Annotated in this window: 9 protein-coding genes; 6 read left to right on the top strand and 3 right to left on the bottom strand. The window is 61.9% G+C overall.

Annotated elements, in window-relative coordinates; genetic code table 11:
* The first annotated feature begins 289 nt into the window (after positions 1-289).
* On the top strand, positions 290-2,440 hold the full coding sequence (locus HX821_RS31460) for a methyl-accepting chemotaxis protein (protein ID WP_177037383.1): 2,151 nt from the start codon (positions 290-292) through the stop codon (positions 2,438-2,440).
* On the opposite strand, the gene HX821_RS31455 is transcribed toward HX821_RS31460, so the two are convergent.
* From HX821_RS31455 to HX821_RS31445, 3 genes are read right to left on the bottom strand one after another with little or no spacing between them, the layout of a single operon-like run.
* On the bottom strand, positions 2,421-3,689 hold the full coding sequence (locus HX821_RS31455) for an EAL domain-containing response regulator (protein ID WP_003209700.1): 1,269 nt from the start codon (positions 3,687-3,689) through the stop codon (positions 2,421-2,423). The genes HX821_RS31460 and HX821_RS31455 overlap by 20 nt on opposite strands.
* 9 nt (positions 3,690-3,698) lie before the next feature.
* A complete protein-coding gene (locus HX821_RS31450; protein ID WP_008430409.1) occupies positions 3,699-4,082 on the bottom strand; it encodes a response regulator in 384 nt (127 codons plus the stop codon).
* Positions 4,067-5,422, bottom strand: a complete 1,356-nt coding sequence (locus HX821_RS31445; RefSeq protein ID WP_177037382.1) for a HAMP domain-containing sensor histidine kinase — start codon at positions 5,420-5,422, stop codon at positions 4,067-4,069. The genes HX821_RS31450 and HX821_RS31445 overlap by 16 nt, the downstream gene beginning before the upstream one ends.
* Before the next feature lie 387 nt (positions 5,423-5,809).
* Here HX821_RS31445 and HX821_RS31440 point away from each other — a divergent pair, with 387 nt between their 5' ends.
* The 5 genes from HX821_RS31440 to xylB are packed head-to-tail and all read left to right on the top strand — an operon-like array spanning position 5,810 to position 11,802.
* Complete coding sequence (locus HX821_RS31440) at positions 5,810-7,342, top strand: sugar ABC transporter ATP-binding protein (RefSeq protein ID WP_003209705.1); 1,533 nt, start codon at positions 5,810-5,812, stop codon at positions 7,340-7,342.
* Positions 7,343-7,367: 25 nt separating this feature from the next.
* A complete protein-coding gene (locus HX821_RS31435) occupies positions 7,368-8,336 on the top strand; it encodes a hypothetical protein (RefSeq protein ID WP_003209708.1) in 969 nt (322 codons plus the stop codon).
* Between the two features lie 33 nt (positions 8,337-8,369).
* The gene (locus HX821_RS31430) at positions 8,370-9,311 is read left to right on the top strand and encodes an ABC transporter substrate-binding protein (protein ID WP_003209710.1); all 942 of its coding nucleotides are present in this window, start codon (positions 8,370-8,372) and stop codon (positions 9,309-9,311) included.
* Between the two features lie 21 nt (positions 9,312-9,332).
* Positions 9,333-10,325, top strand: a complete 993-nt coding sequence (locus tag HX821_RS31425) for a LacI family DNA-binding transcriptional regulator (protein WP_177037381.1) — start codon at positions 9,333-9,335, stop codon at positions 10,323-10,325.
* A 1-nt stretch (position 10,326) separates the two neighbouring features.
* Positions 10,327-11,802 (top strand): xylulokinase, encoded by a 1,476-nt coding sequence (gene xylB, locus HX821_RS31420; RefSeq protein WP_177037380.1) that lies wholly within the window; start codon positions 10,327-10,329, stop codon positions 11,800-11,802.
* The last annotated feature ends 51 nt before the right edge of the window (positions 11,803-11,853 follow it).

The following is an 11,853-nucleotide window of genomic DNA, read 5'->3' as shown; positions in this document are numbered from 1 at the left end:
AAGAGCGAAACCATAAGCCGCCGTTACCCAAATAACGGATATGCCCCCAAAAGTCCGCCGATATTCGATCTCGAAAACCACGGCCCCCCCTGGGACATCCCACCCGACAAGCGATCTCACTGCCACCCGCTGGTGCATGCTCTTGATTGCATGCAGCTTTTTGTAGCGAGGAAGCTCGCTCCCGTTGACCCGCATGGCAGGCCAAACAGCCTAATCAATAGCAAGCTAGCTAATTGGCGCATTAATTGCCTTGAAATATGGCAATTAGACATCACTCCCGGAGTCCGCCATGAGCAGCCTGTCGAGCAGCACGATGCAGTTATCTTCCGCCGAGAAAAGCTGGCTGCCCTGGTGGGGCAAGACCGGCAAGTTCGCCATGGGCTGGTCCTGCCACCTCAACCGCGCGGTGTACCCGGTGATGGAGCAAACCTTCGAGGCCATTGCCGAAACCCGGGTCAAACTCCTGCAAACCTGGACCCGCGAACAGTGGGAACACCTCAACGAACTGGCCACGACACTGGCCCGCGATTCCGTGCTCACCGACAACAGCCTGCTGCTGGAAAAACTGCACCAGGCCGGGGATTTCTCCGAGCTGTTTATCGTCGACCCAAAGGGCGAATTACTGGCGAGTACCTGGAGCCAGGCCAGTCACCGCGCGCTCAATCAACAAGCCCTGGCCGCCGGGCTCAAGGCGCCATTCCTCCACGGTCCCTACAGCGACCCGCTGACCTTGCAGATCGGCCCTTCGTCTTCGCGCTTCCATGACGAAGTGACCCTGATGTTCTACCAACCATTGACCCGCGAGGGCAGGGTGGTCGGCTGCCTCTGCGGTCGGGTGCCCAACGACATACTCGGGGATTTGATCCAGCGCGAGGCCGGGCATATCTTCCCCGAGTCCGGCGATAACTACCTGTTCATGGTGCAATCGCGCTTCGACCCGGCGCTGCAGCCGGGCATTGCGCTGTCCCGCTCACGCTTCGAGGACGGCACCTTCACCCACGGTGAAAATCTCAAGAGCGGCGTGCACACACCCTGGAAAACCGTACAGATCCAACGCCACACCGAGCTGGAATTGCGGTTTATCGACCCCGCCACCCAACAACTGCACCCCGGCGTGCGGGAAACCATCCGCAAGGGCTCGAACCTGTTTGTCACCTATCCCGGCTATTCCGACTACCGTCACATCCCGGTGGTGGGCAAGGGCGTGACCTTCGAACTGCCGGGCTCGCCGGATCGCTGGGGCATGATGTGCGAGGCCGACCTGGAAGAGGTCTACCGCCGGCGCTCCCTGAGCCACGGTTTGATGAAGCCCTATCTGGCGACCATGGCTGGCCTGTTTGCCTGCAACTTCCTGGTCCGTCACTACAGTGGTTTGCCCGCCGCCTGGACCGATGCGTGCGAGGTGCTGAGCATGGTCGTCGCGGCCTTGCTGTTCAGCCGCCTGGGCCCCAGGCGCCTGGCCGCACGCCTGAATGAAATGACCGAGGTCATCCGCACCATTGCCGAAGGCGAGGGCAACCTGCGCCAACGCCTGGACAGCGGGCGCATGGTCAACGACGAAACCGGCGACATGAGCCGCTGGATCAACAGCTTCATCGACCGCCTGGATTCGGTGGTCGGCCAGGTGGTCAAGGCCAGCCACAGCGTTGGCAACACCAACCAATTGATGCTCGGCCGCAGCGAGGCGGCCGGGTTGATGTCCCATGAAGTGGCCGACGCGACCCACCGCATGATGATCATCGTTGAAGAGCAACTGGGAGAAATCCAGCAAGCCTCGGTGAGCGCCGAGCAAATGAAGCAGGCCATGGACGAGGTGGTCAGCCGGGCCCGCGAGCAATTCCTCGCGGTACAGGTCGGCACCCAGTCGATTCGCGATGTGGTGCAGCGCTCCTCGGAAAGCGTGCAACTGCTGGACAGCCGCATGGCACAGATCAGCAACATCACCGGGTTGATCAGCGACATCACCAACCAGACCAACCTGCTGGCCCTGAATGCGGCCATCGAAGCGGCGCGGGCGGGCGAGCATGGCCGCGGTTTTGCGGTGGTGGCCGACGAAGTCCGCACCCTGGCGTCACGCACTTCCAAGGCAGCGGAAGACATTCGCCAGATGGTCGAGGGCCTGCAAGGCGAAACCCGCAAGGCCGTAGGCTTCATGGAAAACGGCGTGACCAACGTCGACAGCAGCCTGCGCCTGGCCGAGGACGCCTCCTCGGAGAACGTGCACCTGCACCAGGCGGTGGAGAGCATGTTCAGCATCATCCAGCAGCTCAACGCCCGCAGCCTCGACTATGGCAAGACCATCAAGCAGGTCAGCCACTCTTCGGAGCAAATGCGCCTGACCGTAGGGGTGTTGCAGACCAGCGCGGAAACCGTGCGGGTCAATGCCAACAAGTTGCAGAAGCTGGTGGGGTTGTTCGAAGTCAGTGAGGCTGCGGCCTGACCAGGCTGCGCTTATCCAGCAGCAGGCGCTCCAGCTCCTTCATCGGCAAAGGCCGGCTGAACAGATACCCCTGGATCTGATCGCAGCCGGCTTCCCGCAGAAACTCCAGCTGCGCCTGGGTTTCCACGCCTTCGGCCACCACTCGCAGCTTCAGGCTGTGGGCCAGTTCGATGATCGTGCGGGTGATAGCCGCGTCCTGCGGGTTGCTGGTGACTTCGCGGATAAACGCGATATCGATTTTCAGCGTATCAATCGGGAACCGCCGCAGGTAGGCCAGGCTGGAATAGCCGGTGCCGAAGTCGTCGATGGAGATCTTCACCCCCATCGCCCGCAGGCGCTGCAAGCTGGCGATGGTGTGCTGGGTGTTCTCCATCAGCGAGCCTTCGGTCAATTCAACTTCCAGCCAATGCGCTTCCACGCCGGCCTGGGCGAGGGACTGGGCGATATCGGCAATCAGGTCACCCTCGATCAATTGATGCCCCGAAACGTTGACCGATACCTCCACCGCGCCCACCGTGCCGGATTGCCACGCTGCGATCTGGCGGCACACGTTGTCGATCACCCAACGCCCGAGCGTGACGATCAAGCCCTGGCTTTCCAGGATCGGTATGAAGACCGCTGGAGACACCGCACCGTAACCGGGCCGGTCCCAGCGCAGCAGGGCCTCGAGGGCGCACACCTGACCGTTGGCCAGTTCGACCTTGGGTTGGTAATGCAGCACGAATTCTTCGCGCTCGACAGCCAGGCGCAGGGCTTTTTCCAGGTCCAGGCGCGCCAGATCATGCACATTCAACCGCGAGGACTCATTTTGGTGGTGTTGAAGTTGCTGCTCCAACAACTGGCTATGGTTTTTCAACCGATCGCCGTGGGCCTTGAGCCGCAGCAGGTTGCGTACCCGTAGCCACAACTCGACCCGCTCCACCGGCTTGCTGATGAATTCTTCAGCACCGGTTTCCAGGCCACTGAGCCGCGCGCTGGACTCACTCAATGCCGAAAGCATGATGATCGGAATGTTCGCCGTGGCCTGGTTGCCCTTGAGCTGGTTGGCCACTTCATAGCCGTCCATGCCCGGCATCATGATGTCCAGCAGGATTAAGTCCGGCGGCCGCTGCGCCACCAACTGCAAGGCTTCTTCACCACTGGCGGCGCTCACGGTCTGGTAACCCTCGTGACGCAGCAGGGTTTCCAGCAGCTTGCGCACCTGGATTTCATCATCAACGATCAACAGCGTTGCGGGTTGGCTGGCCATGGAGAGGACTCAAGTCGAGGGAGTAATGTTCTTTTGCAGCAGCGTGTCGATCACCTGGTACAGCTCTTTGTAGCGCAGGGGCTTGATGATGTAGGCATCGCAGCCGGCCCGCAGGGTCTTGTCACGGTCTTCCTTCATGGCCATGGCCGTCAGGGCGATCACCGGGATGTGCGCGGTATGAGGGTCCTGCTTGAGCAGTGACGTGGCTGCCAGGCCGTCCATGCCCGGCAACTGGATGTCCATCAGGATCAATGCCGGTTGTTTTTCCCGGGCCAGGGTCAGCCCGGTCTCGGCATCGGCGGCCCACAACACGCTGTGGCCGGCGTTCACCAGCAGCAGGCGGGCGAGGCGCATATTGGCCTCGTTGTCTTCGACGATCAGGATTTCGGCCATGGGGCCTCCGCATCTGCGGCACGGTGCAGCGGCAGCCACACCACAAATCGCGCGCCGGCACCTTCGCGGCTGGCCACGGCGACACTGCCGCCGTGCAGGTCGGTGAGTTGCTTGACCATCGCCAGGCCCAGGCCCGTGCCTTCGAATTTACGCGCCAGGCTGCTGTCGATCTGGCTGAAAGCCTTGAACAGCTTGCTCATGTCGTGCCGGGCGATACCGATGCCGGTGTCGCTGACGCTGAATTCCAGGAACTGTTGCTGCTCGCTGGGTTGCAGGGCAAAACCGTAGGTGGGCCAGTCGCCGGGAACCTGCCCGACTTGTGCACGACTCACCTCGCGCACCGACAGGGTCACGGAGCCGCCGTGCTCGCTGAACTTCACCGCATTGGCCAGCAGGTTGTAGATGATCTGCTTGGTCTTGCGCAGGTCGAGTTCCAGGGTGCCGAAGTCGTCCTGGCATTCAAGTTTCAACTGGATGCGCTGCAATGCGGCCTTTTCCCGCACGATCAGCAGGCTGTTGGCCAACAGGCCGGCCAACTCCACGGCTTCCAGTTCCAGGTCCATCATGCCGGCCTCGACCTTGGACAGGTCGAGGATGTCGTTGATCAGCGACAGCAAGTGCTGGCCGCTGGTGAAGATATCGCCGATGTACTCGCGCTGGATATCGCTCATGTCGCCCACCAGGCCGTCCTTGAGCGCCTCGGAAAAACCGATCACCGCATTCAGCGGCGTGCGCAGCTCGTGGGACATGGTGGCAAGGAACTCGGACTTCATGTGGCTGGCGTGTTCCAGCTCCAGGTTCTTCTCTTCCAGGGCGCGCTCAAAGCCTTTGCGTTGCGCCTCTTCCTGCTTGCGCGCGGTGTTGTCGGTGCCGATCAGCAGGTAGCCGATGATCGCGTCGTTGCGGTTGCGCAGGGCGGTCACCGACACCATGGCCGACAGGCGACTGTTGTCCTTGCGGATATAGGTCAGTTCGTAAATGTCTTCGATGCCCCGGGAGGCCTTGAACACCAGGGCCTCAAAGCCCGGCGTGATCGGTGTGTCCAGTTCCAGGCTGAGGGCGGCGGCGCGAGTGATCAGCTCGGCGGGGTCGGAAATGTCGGCCGGTGTGACGCGGTTCAGCACATCGGCGGCGGCATAGCCGAGCATGCGTTCGGCGCCGACGTTGAAGATCTGGATCACGCCTTTTTCGTCGGTGGCAATGCTGGAGAAGTAGGCGCTGTTGAAGATCGCGTCTTGCAAGGCGCCGGCCTTGAGCAGGGTTTTCTGGCGTTTGAATTCGACGATTTTTTCAGCCCGGGATTGCGGCTCCGCCGGGCTGTCGACTGAAGAGTTGTCCATCGTGCAGTGTTCCGTGAACTTCAGGCCCGACGCTGCCAAAGGCGGCGCCGCAGAGCATGCTCACAGAAGATCGCGCACGCGCGATGAGGAGGAGATGAGGTCTTTGGACGATAGCAGATAAACCGCAACCGACAGGGATCGTAGTGGCCAAACGCGGTGTTATTTTTAGAAAAGCACTCAATCGGATAGGTGGAGGTGGAAAAACGGCGGTTTTATCTGCAATTAATCACTCCAGGTCGCTGGGTGAACATTTATTCATCAGGTGAAACGTTTAATCAAGCGATAAACGGCTGACGCAAGCGCTTGCGTAAGCAAATATATCTGATTAGAGTCGGCACCAATCGGCAAACGCCCGAACACAACAATAATAAAACCAGGAGCTCAGTCATGAGCCTTGAACCCTTGCTTGAAATGCAGGGCATCAGCAAGACCTTCAACGGTCTGCGGGTGCTCAAGAACGTCAGCCTGAAGGTCTACCCCGGTGAAATCCACGCCTTGATGGGTGAGAACGGCGCCGGCAAATCGACCTTGATGAAGATCCTCTCCGGTGCCTACCAGGCCGATGATGGCGGCACCATCCGCATCGATGGCCAGCCCGTCGCCAGTTACAACCCAGCCTCCGCCAAAGCCCTTGGCATTGCCGTGATCTACCAGGAACTGAGCCTGTGCCCGAACCTCACGGTGGCCGAGAACATCTACCTGGGCCGTGAACTGCGCCGTGGCTGGACCATCGACCGCAAGGGCATGGAAGCCGGGGTGGCTGAAGTGCTGGCAAGGCTCGGCGCGGAGTTCCTGCCCACCACCCGCGTCGCCAGCCTGTCCATCGCCGAGCGCCAACTGGTAGAAATCGCCCGGGCGCTGCATGCCCACGCGAAAATCCTGGTGATGGACGAGCCCACCACGCCGCTGTCCTCTCGCGAGACCGACCGCCTGTTTGCGCTGATCAAACAGCTGCGCAGCCAAGGCCTGGCGATCATCTACATCAGCCACCGCATGGCGGAAATCTACGAACTGTCGGATCGGGTCTCGGTGCTGCGGGACGGCGAGTACGTCGGCGAACTGGCGCGGGACGTGCTGTCGGCCGAAGTGCTGGTGAAGATGATGGTGGGCCGCGACCTGTCAGGTTTCTACAAGAAGGAACATGCGGCCTACGACCCCGGCCAGGTGGTGATGCGCGTGCGCGACATGGCCGACGGCAAGCGCGTGCGCAACTGCAGCTTTGACCTGCACGCCGGTGAAGTGCTGGGCATCGCCGGCCTGGTGGGCGCTGGCCGTACCGAACTGGCACGGCTGATCTTTGCCGCCGACCCACGCACCTCCGGCACCCTGGAGGTGGTCGGCAAAACCGTGACCCAACTGCGCAACCCGGCGGATGCGATTCGTGCCGGTGTCGTCTACCTCACCGAGGACCGCAAGGCCCAGGGCCTGTTTCTCGACATGAGCGTGGCCGACAACATCAACGTCTGTGCGTGTGTGCCGGATGCCCATGCCGGTGGCGTGCTCGACCGTGGCCACGCCGCACAACGCTCACGCGATGCGATCAAGTCCCTGTCGATCCGCGTGGCGTCGGGCAAGGTCAACGTCGGCGCGTTGTCCGGTGGCAACCAGCAGAAGGTGCTGCTGGCACGGCTGCTGGAGGTCAAGCCGCATGTGCTGATCCTCGACGAGCCCACCCGTGGCGTAGACATCGGCTCCAAATCCGAGATCTACCGCATCATCAACCAGTTGGCCAAGGCCGGCGTGGGCATCGTGGTGATCTCCAGCGAACTGCCGGAAATCATCGGCACCTGCGACCGCGTGCTGATCATGCGCGAAGGGCAACTGGTGGCCGAAGTGGGCGGGGCATCGGGGCTGGATATTTCCCAGGAGGCGATCATCGACCTCGCCACCGGCAGCGAGCAGGTGGCCGCCCATGGCTAATTCAACGACAAGCGGGAGCAACACCATGACTGTGGCAACGATCGGCAAGGCTGAGCGTATTCGTGAACTGATGCGCACGGTGGGCATGTTGCCGGTGCTGGTGCTGTTGCTGGTGGGTTTTGCCCTGGCCAGCGAGAACTTCATGACGGTGCAGAACCTGTCGATCATCACCCAGCAGGCGTCGGTCAACGTGGTGCTGGCGGCCGGGATGACCTTTGTGATCCTCACGGCGGGCATCGACTTGTCGGTGGGAGCGATTCTTGCGGCTTCGGCTGTGGTTGCGTTGCAAGCGTCGATGTCACCGCAGTTCGGCATGTTCGGGATTGCCGCCGGGGTTGGCTTCGGCCTGTTGCTGGGCCTGGTCAACGGCGGCCTGATCGCCTTCATGCGCCTGCCGCCGTTTATCGTCACCCTGGGTGCGCTGACCGCCATGCGCGGGTTGGCGAGGTTGCTGGCCGACGACAAGACCGTATTCAACCCTGATTTGCCGTTTGCCTTTATTGGCAACGATTCGGTGCTGGGCGTGCCCTGGCTGGTGATCATTGCCGTGGCCGTGATTGCGCTGTCGTGGTTCATCCTGCGGCGCACGGTGATGGGGGTGCAGATCTACTCCGTGGGCGGCAACCCGGAAGCGGCGCGGCTGTCGGGGATCAAGGTGTGGAAGGTCCTGCTGTTCGTCTATGCCATGTCCGGTGCGTTGGCCGGGTTGGGCGCGGTGATGAGCGCGTCACGCCTGTTCGCCGCCAATGGCCTGCAGCTGGGGCAATCCTATGAGCTGGATGCGATTGCCGCAGTGATCCTCGGCGGCACCAGTTTTACCGGCGGCGTCGGCACCATCGGCGGCACGCTGATTGGTGCGCTGATCATCGCGGTATTGACCAACGGCCTGGTGCTGCTGGGCGTCTCGGATATCTGGCAGTACATCATCAAGGGCATCGTGATCATTGGCGCGGTAGCGCTGGATCGCTATCGCCAGTCCGGTGCGCGGACCTGATTTCACTCAAACAACAATCACAAGAGAGTCATCATGAACTTCAAACGCATGTTTCCTGTTGTCGCCTCCCTGGGCGTTGCCGTGTTGATGTCCCAGGCGGTGCAAGCCCGTGAACTGAAAGCCATCGGCATCAGCATGGGGTCCCTGGGCAACCCGTATTTCGTGACCTTGGCCGACGGTGCCACGGCGCGGGCCAAGGAGCTGAACCCGGCGGTGAAAGTCACCTCGGTGTCGGCCGACTATGACCTGAGCAAGCAGTTCTCGCAGATCGACAACTTCATCTCGTCCAAGGTCGACCTGATCCTGCTCAACGCCGTCGACCCGTCGGCGATGGCCTCGGCGATCAAGAAAGCCCGTGATGCCGGGATCGTGGTGGTGGCCGTGGACGTCGACGCCAAGGGCGTGAATGCCACGGTGCAGACCGACAACGTCGAGGCTGGCAAGCTCGCCTGCCAGTTCATCGTCGACAAACTGTCGGGCAAGGGCAATGTGATCATTCAGAACGGCCCGCAAGTCACCGCCGTGACCGATCGGGTCAAAGGGTGCAAAGCCGCGCTGGCCAGCGCCCCGGAGATCAAGGTGCTGTCAGATGACCAGGACGGCAAAGGCTCCCGCGAAGGCGGCTTGAACGTGATGCAGGGTTACCTGACGCGCTTCCAGAAAATCGACGGCCTGTTCGCAATCAACGACCCGCAAGCCATCGGCAGCGACCTGGCGGCCAAGCAACTGAAACGCAGCGGCATCATCATCACCTCCGTGGACGGCGCGCCGGACATCGAGAATGCCCTGAAGACCGACACCCTGATCCAGGCCTCCGCCAGCCAGGACCCATGGGCCATGGCCCAGACCGCCGTCAATGTCGGCAATGACATTCTCAATGACAAACAACCCGCCGAAGCGGTTACCCTGCTGGCGCCAAAATTGATCACCCGCGATAACGTCGGTTCCTACGCCGGTTGGTCAAGCAAGCATTAAAAGCACCCAGGAGTGAGCACCGTGGCAACCATGGAGGATGTGGCAAGAATTGCAGGGGTGTCGACGTCGACGGTTTCCCACGTCTTGAACGGCACCCGCAAGGTCAGCCCGGACACGGTGCAAGCGGTGCAGGACGCGATCCGGCAGGTGGGCTACATCCCCAACACGCTGGCGCGTTCCCTGGCGCGGTCCACCACCAATACGATTGGCGTGGCGATCTCGGCACTGTCCAACCACTACTTCAGCGAAACGGTGCACGCGATTGAAACCGAGTGCGCCAAGCACGGCTACATGATGTTGTTTGTCGATACCCACGACGATCCCGAGCAGGAATTGCGCGTAGTCACGACGCTGCACCATCGGCGGGTGGACGGCATTCTGCTGGCGCCGTCTACCGGTTCCCTGGCCCTGGAGTACTTGCAGGCCAATGAAGTACCCGCCGTACTGGTGGACCGGATGATGAGCGATCGCTTTGATCAGGTCGGGGTGGAAAACACCTTGTCGACCCAGGCTTTGGTAGCGCACTTGATCGAGCATGGCCACCGGCGCATCGGCTTTATTTCCGGGCGGGCGGGGCTGGGCACTTCCAGTGAGCGCGTGGCCGGGTATCAAGCCGCGTTGCTTGCGGCGGGGTTACCGTTTGATCCGCTGTTGCTGGTCAATGGTGGGTCGAGCAGCGAGCCTGCACGGCAAGCGACGGCGCAGTTATTGGCCTTGGACACACCGCCCACGGCGATCATGGCGGGCAACAACCTGATGACCCTCGGCGCAATGCATGCCTTGCGCGATGCGCGCATTGATGTGCCCGGGCAAATGGCCCTGGTGGGTTTCGATGATTTTGAATGGGCGGACTTCTTTGTGCCGCGCCTGACCCTGATCGCGCAACCGGTCCAGGAACTGGGCGCCCGTGCGGTCAACCTGCTGCTTGAGCGCATGGCGTCGCCCAAGCGTAAAACACACAGCGTGCGGCTCGCGCCCACCCTGAAGATTCGTAATTCATGCGGCTGCCCCTGATATGAACAACGCGGTTTCCCTTGGCATTGATCTCGGCACTTCGGAACTCAAGGCGATCCTGATGGACGAGCAAGGCAACGTCCTCGCCCATGCGGGCGCGCGGCTGACAGTCTCGCGCCCGCACACCGGCTGGTCCGAGCAGGCGCCTGAGGAGTGGTGGCAAGCATGCCTGAAGGCCCTGGACCAACTGCGCACTGATCAGCCGGATGCCTACGGCCGTGTCGGCTGCATCGGGTTGTCCGGGCAGATGCACGGGGCGGTATTGCTGGGGCAAGACGACCGGGTGTTGTACCCGGCGATTCTCTGGGATGACTCCCGTGCCATGGCCCAGGCAGAAGCCTTGGGCCGTGAGTTTGCCGACGTCACCGGCAGCTTGCCGATGGCCGGTCTCACGGCGCCCAAGCTGCTGTGGTTGCAGGAGCATGAACCGGCGGTATTCAGCGCCATTGATTGCGTGCTGTCGCCCAAGGACTACCTGCGCCTGCGCCTGAGTGGTGAGCGCGTGAGTGATGTGTCCGATGGTGCGGGGACGTTGTGGCTGGATGTGGCCAACCGTGAATGGTTTGAACCGATGCTGCAGGCCACGGGTTTGCGATGGGCGCAGATGCCACGGCTGGTAGAAGGTGGCGCGGCCAGTGCTTGTTTGAATGCGGCTGCGGCGGGGCGACTGGGCTTGGCCGAGGGCCTGGTGATTGCCGGCGGTGGCGGGGACAACCCGGTGGCGGCGGTGGGCATAGGGGCGGTGAATGCGGGTGATGCGTTTATCACGTTGGGGACGAGTGCGGCCATCGTGGCGATTACTGATCACTCGGCGGGGAATCCGGCGAGTGCGGTGCATAGTTTTTGTCATGCGTTGCCTGGGCGTTGGTACACCATGGGGGCGATGCTGGCCGGGGCCAGTTGCTTGCGGTGGGTGACGGGGTTGACGGGGTCGGTTGATGAGCAGGCGTTGCTGGATCGGGTGCAGGCCGAGTGGCCGATCGGGCAGGGCGTGCCGGTTTCCAATCCGTTGTTTTTGCCGTATTTGGCGGGGGAGCGCACGCCCCATAACGACCCGTTGTTGCGGGGTGGTTTCATGAGCCTGGGGCATGACTGCACGCCGGCCATGCTGGGGTATGCGGTGATGGAGGGCGTCGGGTTCGGGTTGCTGGATGCATTGAATGCAGTGCAGTCGGCCGGGGCCACGGTGGGGGCTTGTGCGTTGGTGGGTGGTGGGGCGCGCAGTGAGTATTGGGCGCAGTTGTTGGCCAATATTCTTGGGCGGGAGATTTATACGTTGCATGGCAGTGAGTTGGGGGCGTGTATTGGGGCGGCGAAGTTGGGGTTCCTGTCGAGCGGCCAGGGTGCGGCGCTCTTGCAGGCGGGGATGCCGGTGAAGCAACGGTTTTTCCCGGACGGCGCTCAACAGGCTGTTTTGCAGGCGCGATATTTGAAGTTTCGGGGGTTGTTGGGGGCGGCTAAGGCTTTGCACGATTAGGGAAGTTTTGGGTGTATATCCGTTATTTGGGTAACGGCTGCTATTGGTTCC

It is taken from the genome of Pseudomonas sp. B6001 (genome assembly GCF_013386015.1).
In the GTDB taxonomy this organism is placed as follows: Bacteria; Pseudomonadota; Gammaproteobacteria; order Pseudomonadales; family Pseudomonadaceae; genus Aquipseudomonas.
The sequence above is the reverse complement of the archived record's forward strand: the minus strand, read 5'-3'. Positions and strand labels throughout refer to the sequence as shown.